This window comes from Nocardiopsis sp. NPDC007018 (genome assembly GCF_040635075.1).
Classification (GTDB): domain Bacteria; phylum Actinomycetota; class Actinomycetes; order Streptosporangiales; family Streptosporangiaceae; genus Nocardiopsis.
The window spans coordinates 1-19,500 of sequence record NZ_JBEYHA010000037.1 but is presented as its reverse complement, the minus strand read 5'-3'; the positions used below and the strand labels follow the sequence as shown (position 1 = coordinate 19,500).

16 protein-coding genes are annotated in these 19,500 nt (G+C 71.7%); 12 read left to right on the top strand and 4 right to left on the bottom strand.

The genetic code is table 11. The annotated features are described in order from the left end of the window. Nucleotides 1–36: 36 nt before the first annotated feature. Complete coding sequence (locus ABZ635_RS19130) at nt 37–2,253, bottom strand: hypothetical protein (RefSeq protein ID WP_357766747.1); 2,217 nt, start codon at nt 2,251–2,253, stop codon at nt 37–39. Nucleotides 2,254–2,638: 385 nt separating this feature from the next. Beyond that, the gene (locus tag ABZ635_RS19125) at nt 2,639–3,970 is read right to left on the bottom strand and encodes an SAM-dependent methyltransferase (RefSeq protein ID WP_357766745.1); all 1,332 of its coding nucleotides are present in this window, start codon (nt 3,968–3,970) and stop codon (nt 2,639–2,641) included. A 226-nt stretch (nt 3,971–4,196) separates the two neighbouring features. On the opposite strand from ABZ635_RS19125, the gene groES reads away from it, so the two are divergent. From groES to ABZ635_RS19110, 3 genes are all read left to right on the top strand, one after another. Further along, the gene (groES, locus tag ABZ635_RS19120; RefSeq protein WP_017582507.1) at nt 4,197–4,505 is read left to right on the top strand and encodes a co-chaperone GroES; all 309 of its coding nucleotides are present in this window, start codon (nt 4,197–4,199) and stop codon (nt 4,503–4,505) included. A gap of 102 nt (nt 4,506–4,607) precedes the next feature. Next, a complete protein-coding gene (gene groL, locus ABZ635_RS19115; RefSeq protein ID WP_357766741.1) occupies nt 4,608–6,212 on the top strand; it encodes a chaperonin GroEL in 1,605 nt (534 codons plus the stop codon). A 290-nt stretch (nt 6,213–6,502) separates the two neighbouring features. After that, nucleotides 6,503–7,057 carry a sigma-70 family RNA polymerase sigma factor gene (locus ABZ635_RS19110; RefSeq protein ID WP_357766849.1) on the top strand — a complete coding sequence of 185 codons (555 nt, stop codon included), beginning with the start codon at nt 6,503–6,505 and terminating at the stop codon, nt 7,055–7,057. Nucleotides 7,058–7,187: 130 nt separating this feature from the next. Here ABZ635_RS19110 and ABZ635_RS19105 read toward each other — a convergent pair whose 3' ends face one another. After that, the gene (locus ABZ635_RS19105; RefSeq protein WP_357766739.1) at nt 7,188–7,646 is read right to left on the bottom strand and encodes an Lrp/AsnC family transcriptional regulator; all 459 of its coding nucleotides are present in this window, start codon (nt 7,644–7,646) and stop codon (nt 7,188–7,190) included. A 62-nt stretch (nt 7,647–7,708) separates the two neighbouring features. Between ABZ635_RS19105 and ABZ635_RS19100 the strand changes: the two genes are divergently transcribed. The 8 genes from ABZ635_RS19100 to ABZ635_RS19065 all read left to right on the top strand — a co-directional run bounded on the left by ABZ635_RS19100 (nt 7,709) and on the right by ABZ635_RS19065 (nt 17,060). Beyond that, the gene (locus ABZ635_RS19100; protein WP_357766737.1) at nt 7,709–8,401 is read left to right on the top strand and encodes an AzlC family ABC transporter permease; all 693 of its coding nucleotides are present in this window, start codon (nt 7,709–7,711) and stop codon (nt 8,399–8,401) included. Next, entirely contained in the window at nt 8,394–8,723 is a 330-nt protein-coding gene (locus ABZ635_RS19095) for an AzlD domain-containing protein (protein ID WP_357766734.1), read from the top strand. The genes ABZ635_RS19100 and ABZ635_RS19095 overlap by 8 nt, the downstream gene beginning before the upstream one ends. 184 nt (nt 8,724–8,907) lie before the next feature. Next, complete coding sequence (gene guaB, locus ABZ635_RS19090) at nt 8,908–10,398, top strand: IMP dehydrogenase (protein WP_357766731.1); 1,491 nt, start codon at nt 8,908–8,910, stop codon at nt 10,396–10,398. Nucleotides 10,399–10,518: 120 nt separating this feature from the next. Continuing rightward, nucleotides 10,519–11,625 (top strand): GuaB3 family IMP dehydrogenase-related protein, encoded by a 1,107-nt coding sequence (locus ABZ635_RS19085; protein ID WP_357766846.1) that lies wholly within the window; start codon nt 10,519–10,521, stop codon nt 11,623–11,625. 182 nt (nt 11,626–11,807) lie between these two features. Next, nucleotides 11,808–12,779: a lytic transglycosylase domain-containing protein gene (locus ABZ635_RS19080; protein ID WP_357766728.1), complete on the top strand. Its 972-nt coding sequence runs from the start codon at nt 11,808–11,810 to the stop codon at nt 12,777–12,779. A gap of 198 nt (nt 12,780–12,977) precedes the next feature. Continuing rightward, entirely contained in the window at nt 12,978–14,711 is a 1,734-nt protein-coding gene (locus ABZ635_RS19075; protein WP_357766725.1) for a glycerol-3-phosphate dehydrogenase/oxidase, read from the top strand. Between the two features lie 155 nt (nt 14,712–14,866). Further along, a complete protein-coding gene (locus ABZ635_RS19070; protein WP_357766723.1) occupies nt 14,867–15,571 on the top strand; it encodes a response regulator transcription factor in 705 nt (234 codons plus the stop codon). 67 nt (nt 15,572–15,638) lie between these two features. Further along, complete coding sequence (locus tag ABZ635_RS19065; protein WP_357766720.1) at nt 15,639–17,060, top strand: HAMP domain-containing sensor histidine kinase; 1,422 nt, start codon at nt 15,639–15,641, stop codon at nt 17,058–17,060. A gap of 46 nt (nt 17,061–17,106) precedes the next feature. Here the strand turns inward: ABZ635_RS19065 and ABZ635_RS19060 are convergent, their stop codons facing one another. Continuing rightward, nucleotides 17,107–18,150: a TAXI family TRAP transporter solute-binding subunit gene (locus tag ABZ635_RS19060; RefSeq protein ID WP_357766717.1), complete on the bottom strand. Its 1,044-nt coding sequence runs from the start codon at nt 18,148–18,150 to the stop codon at nt 17,107–17,109. 233 nt (nt 18,151–18,383) lie between these two features. Here ABZ635_RS19060 and ABZ635_RS19055 point away from each other — a divergent pair. Beyond that, nucleotides 18,384–19,500, top strand: a 1,117-nt coding sequence (locus ABZ635_RS19055) for a TAXI family TRAP transporter solute-binding subunit (RefSeq protein ID WP_357766714.1), incomplete at its 3' end; no start/stop codon positions are given.

The following is a 19,500-nucleotide window of genomic DNA, read 5'->3' as shown; positions in this document are numbered from 1 at the left end:
CACCGTCCCGGGCCCCTCGTTCACGCTGGCGCGCGGTTACTCGTCGTCGTCCTCGTCGCGGCGGCGCTTCTTCTTGCCGTCGCGGCCCGGGCGCAGCAGCGCCTCGGCCAGGGCGAGCACGGTCTCCTCCAGCGAGGAGAACCGCTTGGTGATGTCGTCGTGCGAGTTCTCGACCGCCTCGGTGACGGTCTCCTCCAGCTCGTGGCGGTCGGGCCGCTGCTTGAGTTCGCGGATGACCGGGTCGACGGCCGAGGTGACGTGGGAGTCGATCTCGTCGAGCTTGCCGGTGTGGTCCAGCAGCGGGCGGTCGACCAGCTCGGTGAGGCGGCGGTGCAGCTCGCTGACCTCCAGGGTCTGCGGCAGCTGGTTGAGGCGCTGGTTGAGCGCCTCCAGCCGGTCGTCGATGGCCTCCATACGGCCGTCGACACCCTCGAAGTGTCCGCTGACGCCCTCGAACTGGCCCTCGACGCCGTTGACGCGGCCGTCGATCCCGTCGAGGCGGCCGTTGAGGCCGTCGATGCGCCCGTCGACGCGGTCGATCTTGCCTTCGACGCCCTCGAAGCTCCCCTCGAAGTGGCCCTCGAAGGTGTCGAACCGGTCGGTGAGGCGGCCCAGCTCGTGGTCGACCTTGCCGGTGATCTGCGACAGGTGGTTGTCGACCTTGCCGGTGAGCCCCTCGCGGTGGCGCTCCAGGCGGTCATCGAGCGCCGTCCGGTGGGAGTCGGCCTGGTCGGTGAGGGCCTCGGTGAGGCTCTGGTGCCGCTCCTCGGCCTCGATGGCGAGCCTGGCGTTGTCCTCCTGCACGAACGCGCGCAGCTCGGCGAGGTCGGCCGCGACCTTCTTGGCGTCCTCGGCGATCCGTGCCGAAAGGGCGTCGGTGCGCTGGGTGAGCGACTCGCGCAGCCCCTGGGCGGTGGTCTCGGCGTGTTCGCGGGTCTCGGTGCGGCCCAGCTCGATCTGCTCGTCGAGCTCGGACAGGCGCTGACGCAGGTGCGTGCGCACCTCGTTCAGGGACTTGTCGTGGTTCTCCCGCAGCTTGGCGAGCGAACCGGTGACGTCGGCGACGGCGGCGACGGCCTCGGCGTGGTTCTCCTCGGCCTGGGTGTTGAGGTGCCCGGCGCTCTCGGTGACCTTGCTGGTGAGCTCCTCGTGGCGCCGCAGGGAGGCGGCGGCGTGGTCCTTGAGCTCCTGGGTGAGGGCGTCGTGGCGTTCGCCGGAGGCGGTGGCCAGGGCGCCCAGCTCCTCGGCCAGGGCGGTGGTGCGCTCGCCGAGCTCACCGGTGTTCTCCTGGAGGCGGGAGAGCAGGGTCGCGTGCTGTTCGGCGGTGCGCTCCTCGACGAAGCCGCGCAGTTCGGCGGTGCGCTCCTCCAGGGCGGAGGTGAGGGTGGCGGTGACGCGCTCGTCGAGCTCGGTGGTGACCCGCTCGCCGAGGGCGGCGGTGGCGGTCTCCTGGGCCTCGCGGTGCTCGCGCACGGCGGTGGCCAGGGCCTCGTGCTGTTCCCGGCCGGTGGTCTCCAGTGCCTCGCGGTTCTCCCGGCCCGCGCTCTCCAGAGCCTCGCGGCTCTCGCGCACGGCGGTCTCGACGGCTGTGCGGCTCTGGGAGACGGCCTCGGACAGCTCCTCGCGGCTCTCGGCCAGGGTGGTGCGGACGGTGGCGGACAGTTCCTCGTGGCGTTCGCCCAGGGTGGTGTCCAGGGCGGTCAGGGCGGCCTCGATGGCCTCGGTCCGGGTGCCCAGTTCGGTCAGGGCCTTGTCGAGGGAGTCCAGGCGGGTGCTCATGGTCTCGCCCAGCTCGGTGACGCGCTCGCCGACCTCGGTGACCTGCTCGGCGGTCCGGTTGCCGGTCTCGCCCATGCGCTGGAGCCGGGTGAGGGCGGTGTCGAGGTGACCGGCCACGCGCTGGGTGTCGGCCCGCAGGGTCGACATCTCCGACAGCGGCTTGACCTGCCTGCCGACCACCTCTATGTGCTCGGCGAGCGCCTCGGCCCACTCCGGCGGGCGGGCCAGGAAGTCGTCGATCCGACCGTCGACGGCGGTGATCGCCTCGGCGAGCGCGGTGAGTTCGCGTTCGCGCAGCTCGCGGAGCAGCCACTCCATGCCCTCGAGGCGCTGGCGCATCTCCTCGCTGACCGCACCCTGCGACTTCTGCTCGGAGACGTGCTCCTGGGCGGCCTGGGAGAGCAGGTCACGCATCCGGTCGGAGACTCCGGCCTGACCTCCTCCGTTGAGGAAGTTGTGATTGGTCTGTTCCACCGAGGTGCTCCTTATGGTTCTGGCGCTCCCGCCCGCTGTCGCCGCACGGTGGTCGCGCGGACGGGTTCCCGATGGTCCCCGGGTGGGCGTGGCCCCGCACGATGTGCGTCCCAATGTGACGGAAACGTGACTGTGCGTGCGTGTGGAGGGCGCGGTTCGAGCGCCGACCGAACCGCTGGGCGGATCGAACGGACACGGCCTTCCGGGTGAACCCATGAGAAGGGAAAGGAATCTGCGGCGCCAGTTTAACGACATCGCCCCGCTCGACCCCAGGGGTCGGCGAAAGATATGGGTGTGGAAGATAACGATATGGTCCGTGCGCCCCGTGCCGATGTGATCCGGCCCGCATCGGGCTCGGGGTGGAGTCGGAGGCCTTCCGGAGCCCCTACGCCGCCTCGGTTTCGCGGCACAGCAGGTAGAACGGTTTCTCTCCGATTCGGGTGAGCGCCACCGTCACGGATTCCGGCCCGGAGGCACGCAGGTCGCGCCGGAGTTTCTCGGTGTCCACCGCCGAACCGCGTTTCTTGATCGTTACCGTTCCGGCCTTGTGCGCACGGACCGAGGAACGCAGCCGTTTCAAGGAGAACGGCGCGAACTCCAGTACCTCCAGGACCCGCCACAGAGGTGAGCGCTCGGCACGGTCCGAGGTGAAGTAGGCGATCCGCTCGTCCAGCAGGGCGCCGTCCACCCGAGCCGCCGCCTCCGCCACCAGGTGCGAGCGGACCACCGCCGGGTCGGGGTCGTACAGGTAGCGCCGGGCCGGGGCGACCGGCGCCGGGCCCAGGCCGGGCACCTCGTCCAGGTGCGCCGACGCGCCCTCGCTGGCCAGCAGGCCCTCCCGCTCGTGCAGGACGGTCGCGCGCCGCCGGGGGGCGCCGTGGCCCGCGCTCGGGCCGGGGCCGCCGCCGGAGCCCTTGCCCGCTCCCGGTCCCGGGGCCTGGTCGAAGCCCAGGCCACCGAACCACAGCGCGGTCTCCTTCAGTTCGCCGTCGACCGAGATCCACTCGGCCGAGGCGGCGGGGGAGAGGACCTCGTGCGGGATGCCCGGCGCGGCCTTGAGACAGGCGGCCTCCGCGCCCTCGGCCAGCCGGGTGGCCACGTCCCACGGCGGCGAGTAGGCGGACGGGTCGAACACCCGGCCGCGCCCGCCGCGCCGGGCGGGGTCGCAGAACAGCAGGGGGTGGTCGCCGGGGGCCACCGCGTTCACGTCGCCCTCGCGGACCCGCGCGTACTCCGCGAGCCCCAGCGCCTCGATGTTGGCGCGGGCCACCGCCACCGTCAGGGGGTCGGCGTCCACGCCCTCGACCGGCACACCGCGCGCGGCCAGGGCGAGCAGGTCCGCGCCGATCCCGCAGCACAGGTCGCCCGCGAACGCGCCCCGGGCCACCGCGTCGGGCAGGTGGCGGGCGGTGCGCTCCGCGCGGTACGCGGCCACCGTCCGCCGGGTGGACTGCTCCAGCCCGTTCGGGGTGAAGAACATGCGTGCGGCGTTCTCCCCGAACTTGGCCCGGCCGCGACCGCGCAGGCTCACCTGGGTCATCACCGCGTTGACCAGCTCGGACACCGGGATGTCGGGGGCCAGTGCGGCGACCCTGGGGTCGGCTCGCAGCCGGGAGGCGGCCGCCAGGGGGTCGCGGGCCACGGTCTCGGGGTCCGCCTCGCGCAGGATCTCCCGGCCCTCGTGGGTGAGCAGCGCCGAGAACGCCGGAACGCGCATGGAACCTCCTGCTGTGGGCACGACGGTGGGGTGGGTCGGCCCCTCGGTCCGGTGTCCCACCACATTTCCATTCTGGCACTCTCGGGGGTAGAGTGCTAAACGCGACGAGGCCGGTCTGGCACCCGCGACGACAGGCCGCCGCGGTCGCCCCTTTTACGTGGTTGGTCCGTGCCCACGCGCGGGCCGACATCAGTGACACCGAGACTTTGAAGGGGGAGGTCACACCGTGTCGACCGCCACCAAGACCGTGCTGAAGCCGCTTGAGGACCGCGTCGTGGTCAAGACCCTGGAGGCCGAGCAGACCACCGCGTCTGGCCTGGTCATCCCGGACACCGCCAAGGAGAAGCCCCAGGAGGGCGAGATCCTGGCCGTGGGTCCCGGTCGCCTCGACGACAACGGCAAGCGCGTCGCCCTCGACGTGAACGTCGGCGACGTCGTCCTCTACAGCAAGTACGGCGGCACCGAGGTCAAGTACGACGGCCAGGAGTACCTGGTTCTCTCCGCCCGCGACCTCCTCGCGGTCGTCGAGAAGTAGCTCTCGGCTCAGAGCCTTCGACATCCCGCACCGGTCGGCCTCGCGGCCGGGCGGTGCGGGATGTTCTCTTTCGACCCGAACCGCTAGAGGAAGTACTGACACATGCCGAAGATCCTGGAGTTCGAGGACGACGCCCGCCGCGCCCTCGAACGGGGCGTTGACCGCCTCGCCAACGCCGTCAAGGTGACGCTCGGCCCGCGCGGCCGCAACGTCGTCATCGACAAGAAGTTCGGCGCCCCCACCATCACGAACGACGGCGTGACCGTCGCCCGTGAGATCGAGCTGGACGAGCCCTACGAGAACCTGGGCGCGCAGCTGGTCAAGGAGGTCGCCACCAAGACCAACGACGCCGCGGGTGACGGCACCACCACCGCCACCGTGCTGGCGCAGGCGCTGGTCCGCGAGGGCCTGCGCAGCGTCGCCGCCGGCGCCTCCCCGATGTCCCTCAAGAAGGGCATCGACGCCGCGGCCGCCCGGGTCTCCGAGATCCTGCTCGACCGCGCCGTGCCGATCAAGGAGCGCGCCGACATCGCCTACGTGGCGACCAACTCGGCGCAGGACGCCCAGATCGGCGACCTCATCGCCGAGGCCTTCGACAAGGTCGGTAAGGACGGCGTCATCACGGTGGAGGAGTCCCCGACCTTCGGTCTGGAGCTCGACTTCACCGAGGGCCTCCAGTTCGACAAGGGTTACATCTCGCCCTACTTCGTCACCGACGGCGACCGTCAGGAGGCCGTCCTGGAGGACGCGCAGATCCTGATCAGCCAGGGCAAGATCGGCAACCTCAACGAGCTGCTGCCGCTCCTCGAGCAGGTCGTGCAGAGCAAGAAGCCGCTGCTGATCATCGCCGAGGACGTCGAGGGCGACGCCCTGGGCGCCCTGGTGCTCAACCGTATGCGCGGCACCCTCAACGTCGCCGCGGTCAAGGCGCCCGGCTTCGGCGAGCGCCGCAAGGCCATGCTCCAGGACATCGCCGTCCTCACCGGCGGCCAGGTCATCTCCGAGGAGGTCGGCCTGACCCTGGAGAACGCGGACCTGTCCGTGCTGGGTTCGGCCCGCCGCATCACCATCACCAAGGACACCACCACCGTCGTCGACGGTGGCGGCCAGCAGTCCGAGGTGGAGGACCGCGTTCGCCAGATCCGCAAGGAGATCGAGGCGAGCGACTCCGACTGGGACCGCGAGAAGCTCCAGGAGCGCCTGGCCAAGCTCGCGGGCGGCGTGTCGGTGCTGAGCGTCGGCGCGGCCACCGAGGTGGAGCTCAAGGAGAAGAAGCACCGCCTCGAGGACGCCATCTCGGCGACCCGCGCGGCCATCGAGGAGGGCATCGTCGCCGGTGGCGGCGCCTCCCTGGTGCACGCCTCCACCGCCCTGGACGACCTCGGCCTGACCGGTGACGAGGCCACGGGTGCGGCGATCGTGCGCCGCGCGCTGGTCGAGCCCGCCCGGTGGATCGCGGAGAACGCGGGCGCCGAGGGCTACGTGGTCACCCACCGCGTCTCCGAGATGGAGGTCGGCCACGGCTACAACGCCGCGACCGGCACCTACGGCGACCTGACCGCCGAGGGCATCCTCGACCCGGTCAAGGTCTCCCGCTCGGCCGTCCAGAACGCCGCCTCCATCGCGGGCATGCTGCTGACCACCGAGGTGCTGGTTGCGGACAAGCCCGAGGAGGACGAGGACGACGGTCACGGCCACGCCCACTAGGACGGTGGCCGGTGTCCGGTAGGACCCGGTTCGGGGGTGGGGCGATCCGTCGCTCCACCCCCGCCCTTTACCACGGGAGAGCCGATTCACACCCGTAACTTCGTACCGTTTTCGGGCTATTTTCCCAGAATGTGACCATTCTGTAGTTGCTGATTGGAGTGGTTGAGTCCCCAACTGCGGGCATCATTCCTAACGTGACGGATGCAGGCGCCCGGTTGGGCGTTACCGCGCAGCGGCCAGGTACGCCCGGAGGGCGCGAGGAGGCGGACCCCGCTCCACGTGACGCGGGGTTGAACCGTCTGGGATCACTCGCCGTCCAGGGCGACGACCGAGCCCTGGACTCCTTGTTGCGCGAGGTCAGACCCATGGTGGTGCGGTACTGCCGTACCCGGTTGGCCCGGGTCTCGGGGCTCGCGCACTACTCGGACGACGTGGCCCAGGAAGTGTGCATCGCCCTGCTCACGGCCATCCCCCGCTACCAGGACCGGGGGCGGCCCTTCGCCTCCTTCGTGTTCGGCATCGCCGCGCACAAGGTCGCCGACACGCTGCGGGTGGCCGGGCGGGTGGAGACGGTGCCGACCGACGCCGTCCCCGAACAGCCCGACGACGGCCCCGGGCCGGAGGAGTCGGCGGTGCGCGTCTCGGAGGCCCAGCGGGCGCGGGCGCTCCTCGACGAACTGCCCGAACACCAGCGCACGCTGCTGGTGATGCGGGTGATCACAGGACTTACAGCAGACGAGACGGGACATCTCCTTGGCATGTCGGCAGGTGCGGTACGGGTTGCCCAGCACCGAGCTATTGCTCGGCTTCGGAAGATGGCCCTGGCGAACCGCGTCCTCCCCTGAACACCGCCGTGCCGCCCGCCCCGGTCGGCGCCGCTGCCCGGAACGGCCCAGGCCGCGCGGGTACTGCCTCTACCCCCGTTGAGGGCGCCGGGGTCGTTCCCGACACCGTGCGGAACGGCCCTCGCAGCGGTTAGCCGTCGCTCTTGAGGGTCTTCATGGTCAGGTGGGACTCCACTCTCAGTACGGCTGGATGCCCCATCAGCCTGCTGGTGAGGAAGGCCTCGTAGGCGACGTGGTCGGCGACCCTCACCCGGAGGAAGTAGTCGGGGCGGCCGTACATCCGGCGGAACTCCACGATCTCCTCGTAGGCCGCGACGGTCTCCTCGAACTCCTGGACGGTCGCACTGTCCTGGGCGTAGATCTCCACGTCGAGGAGCACCTCCAGCCCCCGGCCCAGCTGCTCGGAGTCCACCACGGCCCGGTACCCCGTGATGACCCCCGACTCCTCAAGCCGCTTGACCCGGCGCAGGCAGGGAGGCGGGGTCAGCCCCACCCGACGCGCCAACTCGACGTTGGACAACCGGCCGTCCTGGCGCAGTTGGAACAGGATTTCACGATCGACCTCATCGAGTGTATGTTCGTTGCTCATTCAGCCATTATAGGGCTCAAGTACGAAACCATATAAGGCGCGAACTTTCCTAGAATGTCCTCATGCCTGGGAAATCCGACCTGCGGTCGGCCTTCGTCGACTCCGCGCCGGTGGGCCTGGGGCTCGTCCCGCTCGGTCTGGCGTTCGGAGTGCTCGTGGTCCAAGCGGGCCTGGACTGGTGGTGGGCCGGGCTGTCGGCCGCGCTCGTCTACGCGGGATCGTTCGAGTTCCTGCTGATCGGCATGGTCACCGCCGCCGCCCCGCTGACCGCGATCGCCGCGGCCGCGTTCATGGTCAACTTCCGCCACGTCTTCTACGCCCTGTCGTTCCCCCTGGACCGGATCAGGGGGCGCGCGGGCAGGGCCTACGCCACCTTCGCGCTCACCGACGAGGCCTACGCCCTGACCGCTTCTGAGCGCTCCCGCGCCTGGTCCGGTCGGCGCGTCCTCTACTCACAGCTGTTCATGCACCTGTACTGGGCCGGGAGCGCGACCGTCGGAGCCCTGCTCGGCGGCCTCATTCCCGAGGGCGTCCACGGGTTGGACTTCGCCCTCACCGCCCTGTTCACCGTGCTGGCCCTGGACGCGCTGCGCGACCTCAGGGGCGAGGTGTCCACCCCGGTGCTCGCGTTGGCGAGTGCCCTGGTCGCGCGGGTCCTCTTCCCCGACCAGATGCTCCTCGTCGCCTTCTCCCTGTTCACGGCCGGTCTGCTCGCTCACCGGCTCGTACGCCGAAGGAAGCCCGCTCATGTCTGACACCCACTACGCCGTGGCCGCCGTCCTGGTCACGGCGGTCATCACCTGGACTCTGCGGGCGGCGCCCTTCGCCGCCCTGGCACCGCTGCGCGCCAGTGAGACCATGGGCCACCTCAGCGCCCGCATGCCCGCCGGGGTCATGGTGATCCTGGTCGTGTACTGCCTGAGCGACCTGCCCCTGCCGCAACCGCAGTCCCTGGTGCCGCTGGCCGCCCTGGCCGTCACGGTCGGCCTGCACCTGTGGCGCCGCGACGCCCTGCTGAGCATTCTGGGCGGCACGGCCGTCCACGTGGTGCTGGCCAGCACCCTCGTGCCCCAGTGACTCCGTCACCGCCCCCGTGCCCTCCGGTCCGACCAGCAAACCCGGCCCGTGGCGGTGGCCGATTCGTGACCGAGGTGACCGGGCGAACATCCCATTCCACCGGGGCGGCACCCGACGACAACCTAGGATGAGACGACACGCGGGGGCGATCCGCGCAGGTGCCGGGAACAGCGGAGGTTGTGTCATGAGCCAGGATCACAGCGACTACGGGAACAAGCTCCTCCCGCCGGGGCTGACCTACGACGACGTCCTGCTGGTACCGGCCTACTCGGACCTCCAGCCCGGCGAGGTCGACACCGCCACGAAGCTCTCCCGCAACATCACCCTCAGCATTCCGCTGCTGTCCGCCGCCATGGACACCGTCACCGAGGCCCGCATGGCCGTCGCGATGGCCCGCCAGGGCGGCGCGGGCGTCCTGCACCGCAACCTCTCCGCCGAGGACCAGGCCGCCCAGGTCGACCTGGTGAAGCGCTCCGAAGCGGGCATGGTCACCGACCCCGTCACCTGTCACCCGGAGGACGACCTCGCCGAGGTCGAGCGCCTGTGCGCCCACTACCGCATCTCCGGCGTCCCGGTCACCGACGCGCAGGGCTCCCTGGTCGGCATCGTCACCAATCGCGACATGCGCTTCGAGGACGACCGTTCCCGGCTCGTCCGCGACGTCATGACCACCGAGAACCTGGTCACCGCCCCCGTCGGCGTCAGCCGCGAACAGGCCTTCGAGCTCCTCCGCAAGCACAAGGTCGAGAAGCTCCCCCTGGTCGACGCCCAGAACCGCCTGCGCGGCCTCATCACCGTCAAGGACTTCATCAAGAGCGAGCAGTTCCCCAACGCCACCAAGGACTCCGACGGCCGCCTCGTGGTCGGCGGCGCGGTGGGCGTGGGCGCCGAGGCCGAGGAGCGCGCCAAGCTGCTCATCGACGCCGGGGTCGACTTCGTCGTCGTCGACACCGCGCACGGCCACTCCGCCGGGCTCGCCGACATGGTCTCCAAGCTCAAGGCCAACTCCCGCGCCGACGTCGTGGCGGGCAACGTCGCCACCCGCGCCGGAGCCCAGCTGCTCATCGACGCCGGAGCCGACGCCGTCAAGGTGGGCGTGGGCCCCGGCTCCATCTGCACGACCCGCGTCGTCGCCGGTGTCGGCGCCCCGCAGCTCACCGCCGTCCTGGAGGCGGGCCTGGCCTGCGGCCCCGCCAACGTCCCGCTCATCGCCGACGGCGGCCTCCAGTACTCCGGCGAGATCGCCAAGGCCATCGTCGCCGGAGCCAGCACCGTCATGCTCGGCAGCCTCCTCGCGGGCGTCGAGGAGAGCCCCGGCGAACTCATCTTCATCAACGGCAAGCAGTTCAAGGCCTACCGGGGCATGGGCTCCCTGGGCGCCATGCGCGGCCGCTCCTTCTCCAAGGACCGCTACGCCCAGGCCGACGTCGCCTCCGAGGACAAGCTCGTCCCCGAGGGCATCGAGGGCCAGGTGCCGTTCCGCGGCCCCCTCGCCGCCGTCGCCCACCAACTCGTCGGCGGCCTCCACCAGTCCATGTGGTACGCGGGCACCCGTACCGTGCCCGAGCTGCGCGAGCGCGGCCAGCTCATGCGCATCACCAGCGCCGGGCTGCGCGAGAGCCACCCGCACGACATCAAGATGACCGTGGAAGCGCCGAACTACAACGCGCGCTAGCCGACGCGGGGACGGGGCCGCCGAGGCCCCGACCGCGGCCGGATAGACTCGCGTCCGCGGTCACGCGACGGTCGACCGACCGGCGCCGCACGTCAGAGGGGAATCGAACAGTTGGCTCAGGTGGAGATCGGGCTGGGCAAGAACGGGCGTCGCGCCTACGAGCTCGACGAGATCGGGATCGTCCCCGCGCGCCGGACCCGCGACCCGGAGGAGGTGTCGATCGCCTGGCAGATCGACGCCTACCGGTTCGAGACGCCCCTGGTCGTCAGCCCCATGGACAGCGTCGCCTCGCCCAAGACGGTCGTCGCCGTCGGTGAACAGGGCGGCCTCGGCGTCCTGGACCTCGAAGGCCTCTGGACCCGCTACGACGACCCGGAGCCCCTGCTCCAGGAGATCCGCGAGCTCGACGACGTCGCCGCGACCAAGCGCCTCCAGGAGATCTACGCGGCCCCGATCCAGGAGGAGCTGATCGGCCGCCGCATCGAGGAGATCCGCGACGCGGGCCTGGTCACCGCCGCCCGGCTCTCGCCGCAGCGCACCGCCCAGTACCACAAGGCCGTCGTGGACGCCGGGGTCGACATCTTCGTGATCCGCGGCACCACCGTCTCGGCGGAGCACGTCTCGGGTCGCGCCGAACCGCTCAACCTCAAGCAGTTCATCTACGAACTCGACGTTCCCGTCGTGGTCGGCGGCTGCGCCACCTACACCGCCGCCCTGCACCTGATGCGCACCGGCGCCGCCGGCGTGCTCGTGGGCTTCGGCGGCGGCTCCGGCCACACCACCCGCTCCGTGCTGGGCGTGGCGGTCCCCATGGCCAGCGCGATCGGCGACGTCGCCGCGGCCCGCCGCGACTACCTCGACGAGTCCGGCGGCCGCTACGTGCACGTCATCGCCGACGGCGGCATGACCGGCAGTGGCGACATCGCCAAGGCCCTGGCCTGCGGAGCCGACGCCGTCATGGTCGGCTCGCCGCTGGCCCGCGCCACCGAGGCGCCCGGCGGCGGCTACCACTGGGGCAGCGAGGCGCACCACAACGAGCTGCCGCGCGGCGAGCGGGTCGAGGTGGGCACCATCGGCGACCTCGAGTCGATCCTGCACGGCCCGGCCTCCACCAGCGACGGCTCCATGAACCTCATGGGCGCGCTGCGCCGGACCATGGCCACCTCGGGTTACACCGACCTCAAGGAGTTCCAGCGGGTCGAGGTCGTGGTGAACCCGCACCGGTAGGGGCCTTCGAGGGGGAGACCCCGCAGGTCGGAAACGACGCGAGAACACGGTGGGGCGTCCCGGGAGACCGGGGCGCCCCACGCGTCGTCCCAGGGGGGTGCGACGCGGGGGCGCCGGTGTGCCACTATGGGGCGTGTTTTTGACTCTCGTGATCCGATGGTGACTTTCTCTTGGAGGACCGCATGACCGACAGTGAGTCCGGTGCCCCCGAGGCCACCGGTTCCTCCGAGGGGTCGCTCGCTCCTGAGGAGCCCCGCGCAGCCGGACACCGCCGTGGCCGACGCGGCGACCGCCGGGCCCGCAAGGAGCGCGGCCGCCGACGCGGGCCGGCCATCGCGGTCAGCCTGACCCTGGTGGTGTGTCTACTGGTCACGGCGGGCGTCGTGGTGCTGGTCGGCAGGGTCACCAGCGCCCTGAACGACTGGGAGGCCCCTGCCGCCGACGCCACCCCCGAGGTCGGCACCATCGAGACCCCTCCGCACGACCAGCTCACCGGACCCCCCTCCCAGAGCGGGGTCACCGCCCGCGAGGACGAGGGGACCACCGGGGAGGCGGTCGCGGGAGCGGACGAGCGGTCCGGGCCCGCCGGTCCGCCCCGCCCGAGTGAGGCCTGGCTCGACGAGGTCTCGGCCAGCACCGGGGTGCCGCGCCGTGCCCTGGAGGGGTACGCGAGCGCACAGCTCGTGATCGAGGCCGACCAGGCGTCGTGCCAGCTGTCCTGGCCCACCCTGGCGGGCATCGGCTACGTGGAGTCGCGCCACGGCACCTACGCGGGCGGCGAGCTCGGGCCCGACGGCAACACCACCGTGGACGTGATCGGCATCCCGCTCGACGGGACCAACAACACGCAGGCCATCCCGGACACCGACGGCGGTGTGCTGGACGGCGACACCGAGTGGGACCGGGCGATCGGCCCCATGCAGTTCATCCCCAGCACCTGGGAGCGGTGGGGCGAGTCGCTGGAGGGCGGCACCCCCGACCCGCACAACATCGACGACGCCGCCCTGAGCGCGGGCCGCTACCTGTGCGCCGGGGGCCGCGACCTCACCTCCGCGCACGACTGGGAGTCGGCGATCCTGGAGTACAACCGCTCCTCCGCCTACGTGAGCGACGTCCTGGCGTACGCGCACGCCTACGCCGACGCCGCCGCCTGAGCCGACCGGCGCGTCCGCCCCGCCCGACCCGTCGCCGGGCCCGGGGCGTCGCGGGGCCCGGGGCGTGCGGGCCCGCCCGGGTAAAGCGCCGGTACGGGGTGTGGCAACGCACAGCCCCGGTGCCCTCCGGTTAGCCTGAGGCCCCACCACTCCGGGTATGCGCCTTGGTGGGACACCGATCGAAAGGGAGGACCATCCATGGCGACCACCTGGTTGGGGCCGAAGGGGCGCGCCGAGGCGCTCGCGTCGATGACCGACGAGGAGCTGGACGTCCTCGTCGTGGGCGGCGGGATCGTCGGCGCGGGCATCGCGCTGGACGCGGTCTCGCGCGGGCTCTCCACCGGCCTGATCGAGGCGCGGGACTTCGCCTCCGGGACCTCCAGCAGATCCAGCAAGCTCATCCACGGCGGCCTTCGCTACCTCGAACAGCTCGACTTCGAACTGGTCCGCGAGGCCCTGCACGAGCGCGGTCTCCTGCTCACCACCATCGCACCGCACCTGGTGCGCCCGGTGCCGTTCCTCTTCCCGTTCCAACACCACTGGGAACGCTTCTACATCGGCGCGGGCGTCACCCTCTACGACACCCTCGCCCTCACCTCGCGCAACAACCGGGGGCTCCCCTCCCACCGGCACCTCACCAGGTCCGGCGCGCTCCGGGTCTTCCCGGCCCTCAAACGCGGCGCCCTGGCCGGGGCGGTCCAGTACTGGGACTGCCAGGTCGACGACGCGCGCTTCGTCACCACCGTCCTGCGCACCGCCGCCGGGCTCGGAGCCAGCATCGCCTCCCGGGTCCAGGCGGTCGAGTTCCTGCGCGAGGGCGAACACGTCGTCGGCGCGACCGCCGCCGACCTGGAGACCGGCGAGAAGAAGCAGATCCGCGCCCGTCAGGTGGTCAACGCCGCCGGAGTGTGGACCGACGACATCCAGGAGATGGTCGGCGGCCGCGGGCAGATCCACGTGAGTGCCTCCAAGGGCGTCCACCTGGTCGTGCCCCGGGACCGCATCCAGGCCTCCTCGGGGATGATCCTCCAGACGGAGAAGAGCGTGCTCTTCGTGATCCCGTGGGGCCGCCACTGGATCATCGGCACCACCGACACCCCCTGGGACCTGGACAAGGAGAACCCGGCGGCGTCGCGCGCCGACATCGACTACGTCCTGGACCACGTGAACCAGGTGCTGCGCACTCCGCTGGGCCGCGACGACGTGGAGGGCGTCTACGCCGGTCTGCGCCCGCTGCTCTCGGGCGAGTCGGAGGAGACCTCCAAACTCTCCCGCGAGCACACCGTGGCGCACCCGGTGCCCGGGCTCGTCCTCATCGCGGGCGGCAAGTACACCACCTACCGGGTGATGGCCAAGGACGCGGTGGACGCGGTCGCCCACGGTCTGGGCGGCGCGGTTCCGGAGTCGGTCACGGACAAGCTCCCGCTGGTCGGCGCGGACGGCTACGCGGCCCTGTACAACCAGCGGCACCGGCTGGCCCGTGACTCCGGGCTGCACGTCTCCCGGGTCTCGCACCTGCTGCGCCGGTACGGCTCCGGCGTGCACGACGTCCTCGACCTCATCCGCGAGCGGCCCGACCTGCGCGAACCGCTCAAGGGCGGTGAGGACTACCTGCGGGCCGAGGTCGTCTACGCGGTGGAGGCCGAGGGCGCCCGCCACCTGGAGGACGTCCTGTCCCGCCGGACCCGCATCTCCTTCGAGACCTGGGACCGGGGCATCGCCGCCGCCGAAGCCGCCGCCGAGCTCATGGCCGAACCGCTCGGGTGGACCAAGGAGCAGGTCGAGCGCGAGGTCGAGTACTACCGCAAGGGCATCGAGGCCGAACGCGCCGCCCAGGAACAGGACACCGACCAGGAGGCCGACGCCGTCCAGCACGGCGCCCCGGAGATCGTCCCCGACGTCCGCGTGGGGAAGCAGAAGAGGCGCTCCTGACGGGCGTCCCGGGGGCGCGCCCGGGGCTGGGTACACGTCGGCCGGTGCGTATTGTTGCTGATCACTGATCCGGCCGTTGTGGCTTGTGGCACACCGTGGGGTTAGGGTGCGTGGAGTCACACCCACCGCTCCCGCCCCCCGAAGGACCGCCGCCCATGATCAAGGTGCTGCTCGTAGAGGACGACGTCCGTCTCGCCGACGCCCTCGCCGGGGCGCTGGAGGCGTACGGCTACGAGGTCGACCAGGCGAGGACCGCGGGGGGCGCGCTGGCCGCGCCCCCCGCCGACATCGTCCTGCTGGACCTCGGCCTGCCCGACATGGACGGCGTGGAGCTGTGCCAGCGCATACGCGAGCGGCCCGACTCCGCCGACACCGCGATCATCATGGTCACCGCCCGGCGCCAGCAGCGCGAACGCATCCTGGGGCTGCGCTCGGGGGCCGACGACTACGTGGTCAAGCCCCTGGCCATCGAGGAGCTGTGCGCCCGCATGGAGGCGGTCCTGCGCCGCACCGGCGGCCGGGTGGGCACCGTCCTGGAGTCCGGGCCGCTGCGGGTCGACCTGTCCACGCGCTCCGTCGTGTGCTCGGGCCGCCCCGTGGAGCTCACCCGCAAGGAGTTCGACCTGCTCGTGGTCCTGCTCAGGGAGGCGGGCGGGGTGGTCTCCCGCGAACACCTCCTGCTCCGGGTCTGGCAGACCGCCTGGCCGGGCACCCTGCGCACCCTGGAGGTCCACATCGGGACCCTGCGCTCGAAACTGGGGTCACCGGGACTCATCCGCACCGTGCGCGGGGTCGGGTACCGACTGGGCACCGCCGACACCACGGCGGCCGGGGCCACCGCGGCCCCGGCCACCCGGTGAGGGCCGCGGCCTGGCGCGGGACGGACCCGTCCGGTACGGAGGTCCCGCGCGCGGAAGAGGGGCGCTGATGCATCGGCGCGTGGTCATCGTGTACGTGTCCCTGCTCGTCGCCGCCTGTCTGGCGCTGGCCTTCCCCCTCTGCGGGAGCATCGCCGCCCGGGGCACCTCCGACATGGCCCTGGACCGGATCAACGACACCGCCCGGTTCGCGGGCCTCGCCGAGCCGGGTGTGCTGTCCGGTGCGGAGGGGGCGCTGTCCGGCCTGGTCAGCGAGTTGTCCGTCTACGAGCAGGTGTACGGGATCTCCGCCGTGGTGGTGGACCGCGACGGGACGGTCGTGGCCGCCTCACGGCCCGGACTCACCCTCGCCGACCTCGACCCCCAGGGGTGGCCCGACAGCGACGAACCGCTGCCCGGCCCCGTGCGCAGCGCGCTGGCGGGCAACCGCACGGGTGTGGACGGGGTGGTGTGGCCGTGGCAGAGCGGCCCCCTCGTCGTCGCCGAACCCATCGGCACCTCGGGCGAGGTGGTCGGCGCCGCCGTCACCGCGTCGCCCACCGGGGCGCTGCGCCGCGCGACCCTCGGCCAGTGGTTCCTGGCCTGGATGGTGGTGACCGCCCTGATGGTGGCGGGCATCGCCGTCGCAGGTCCGCTCACCCGGTGGATTCTCCGCCCCATCGCCGACCTGGACCAGGCCACCCGGGCGGTGAGCGGCGGCAGCCTGGACACCCGGGTCCGCACGGCCGCGGGCCCCGAGGAACTGCGCAGGTTGGGGGAGTCCTTCAACCAGATGGCCGACACCATCACGTCCATGCTGGAGAGCCAGCGCACCTTCGTCGCCTACGCCGGACACCAGGTGCGCAACCCCCTGGCGGCGCTGCGGCTGCGGGTCGGCGGGCTGGCCCGGCACCTGGGCGACGAGGGCCTGCGCGAGCACGGGCTGGCACTGGACGAGGTCGACCGGCTCACCCGTATCTGCGACAGCCTGCTCACCCTGGCGCAGGCCGAGGACGCCGAACACTCCACGGTGTGGGAGGACGCCCGCGACGTCGCGGAACAGCGGGTGGGCGCGTGGGGGCCCATCGCCGAACGCGCGGGCGCCGTCCTGGAGTGCGCGGGCGCGGAGACCGCCGTGGTGCGGTGCGTGGAGGGAACCCTGGACCAGGCCCTGGACGCGCTCATCGACAACGCGCTGAAGTTCGGCGGTCCGGGGGTGCGCATCACCGTGCGGGTGGGCGAACCCGAGGGGGTGGGGGACGACGCCCGCCTGGACGTGCACGTGCTCGACGACGGTCCGGGCCTGCCCGACGACCAGCTGGCCCAGGCCACCCGGCCGTTCTGGCGGGACGGCGGCGGGGGAGGCTCGGGCCTCGGGCTGTCCATCGTGGTGACCCTGCTGGAACTCCAGGGGGCGAGCCTGTCCCTCACCCCGCGTGAGCCGAGCGGTATCGACGCGCGCCTGCGGTTGCGCCCGAACGGGCCCGTGTGAGAACGGAAGGAGCGCACGGGCGGTTCCGTCCGTCCGGCGCGCCCCGTCAGACGGAGGTCGGGGTCCCGGAAGCGGGCGAGGGGCGGTCATTGGCGTACTTCACCGACTGGTAGTAGCTGACCGCGCCCGGATGCAGCGGCACCGGAAGCGTCGAGATCGCCGACCTCGGGTGCAGGTGCAGGGCCACCGGGTGGATCTCCACCAGGTCGGCCTGGAACTCGAAGAGCAGGCGGGTGAACTCCTCGGCCTGCGCGTCGGGCATGGCGGAGTTCACCACGAGCAGGCTCGGCACCCCGATCGTGCGCACCGCCGGAACGTTCGCGTAGGTTCCGGCGGGTACCGGCAGCTCCGTGAAGTACTCCCCATACTGCTCGGTCAGGGCCGGGACGTGGCTCGACAGGTCCAGCAGACGGATCGGCGTCCGCTCGGCGAGGTCGCCCACCGCCTGGGTCGGCAGCCCCCCGGACCAGAAGAACGCGTCCACGCGCCCCTCCTCCAGGGCCCGCACCGACTCGCCGATGGACAGCTGGAGCCGCACCACCCCCTCGCCGGGGGCGGGCCCCCTCCCGTCGGGGGCCACAGCCAGGCCGGAGAGCGCCAGGAGCCGTTCGGCCATCATCTCGGTGCCCGACCCGGCCGACCCCACCGAGACCGTGCCCCCGGCCAGGTCGGCCACCTCCTGCACGGGAGAGTCCGCCCGCACCACCACGTGCGTGTGGTTGTCGTACAGGCGGGCGACCGCGGAGATCGGGAGGGGGCCCTCGAAGGGCGCGCCGCCGCTCACGGCCAGGGCCGCCACGTCGGCGAGGGTGAAGGCCGCGTCCAGGGTCCCGTCCGCGACCAGCAGGTTGTTCTCCACGCTCGCGGCGGTGGTCAGCGCCGTGATCCAGGTGTCCTGGCGGGCCTCGGTGACCTGGGCGAGGCCGCTCCCGTACACGTGGTAGACGCCGCCCGTCCCGCCGGTGCCGACGGACAGCCGAAGCGGAGCCGTGTACGGGGGAGACCCCCACGTGAGCACCACGACCGCCAGGACGCACACGGCGAGCGGCCTGGTGAGGCTCCAGAGGCGATGGGGGAGGGAGGACGCCATGGCCGAACGATACCAACGAGAGCGAAAGCTCAGAAGAGCCTCAAATCCCCCTCCCGGACCTGCGGGTTTCGGCGAGATGACGGTTACGTTGCTCGCGGTGGCCGGACGGGTGTCGCGACGGCGTCCACAGGCCCCGGCACCTGGATCGATCGCACGATCCGGGACCGGAGGGAGGGCACCCCGACGCCCCCGCCAACCCCAGCACGACGTTCCCCCGAGAGGACCCCACCACCATGCGACGCTCCAAGCTCTCCCTGGCCGCCATCCCCGCCAGCGTGCTCATGCTGGCCGCCTGCTCCCAGCCCGCCGAGCAGGCCGCGGAGGACGTCGAGGTCGGCGGTGCCGACGTCCAGAGCAACCTCAGCATCGTCACGGGCGGCACGACCGGTGTGTACTACCCGATCGGCGGCGCGCTGAGCGGCATCATCGGCGACAACCTGGAGGGCCAGTCGGCGTCCGTCGAGGCCACCGGCGCCTCGGTGGAGAACATCCGCCTGCTCGGCTCGGGCGAGAGCCACCTGGCCATCGTCCAGGGCGACGCCGCCGACCAGGCCTTCACCGGCACCGGCGACTTCGAGGGCGGCGCCGTCGAGACCTACTCGCTCGCGGTCCTGTACCCCAACGTCTTCCACGCGGTGACGCTCCAGAGCATCGCCGAGCGCGAGGATTTCAACTGCTTCCGCGACGTCATCGGCACCCGCTACTCGGTGGGTGACATCGGCAGCGGCAACGAGGCCACCACCACCCAGGTCTTCAGCTCCCTGGAGATCGGCCCCAGCCAGGTCGAACTCCAGCAGCTCGGCTACGCGGAGACCGCCAACGCCCTGACCAACAACCAGCTCGACGCCGGTTCCTGGGTCGTCGGCGAGGGCCACTCGGGCATCACCGAGCTCGGCACCACCGAGGACATCGCGCTCATCGAGATCTGCGACGACGAGCGCGACGCCATCGTCAGCGGCTACGGCGGCTACACCGAACACGTCATCGAGGGCGGCACGTACCCGGGCATCGACGAGGACGTGCAGACCATCGCCGTCTGGAACGCCCTGGTCGTGCCGGGCTCCTTCAACGACGACCAGGCCTACGAGATCACCAAGGCCATGTTCGAGAACATCGACCAGGTCGTCGGCGTCTACGCCCCGGGCGAGCAGTACCTCGTGCCGGAGACCATCGAGAACAGCCCCGTCCCGGTCCACCCCGGCGCCCTGCGCTTCTACGAGGAGCAGGGCGTAGGCGTCCCCGAGGACCTGCGCCCCGAGGGCGCGCCCACGCCGCCGGAGCCACCGCGCAGCCGGGTGCCGCCGATGACCAGGGCCGCGATGGACCCGAGGGTGAGTTCGGTGCCCAGGG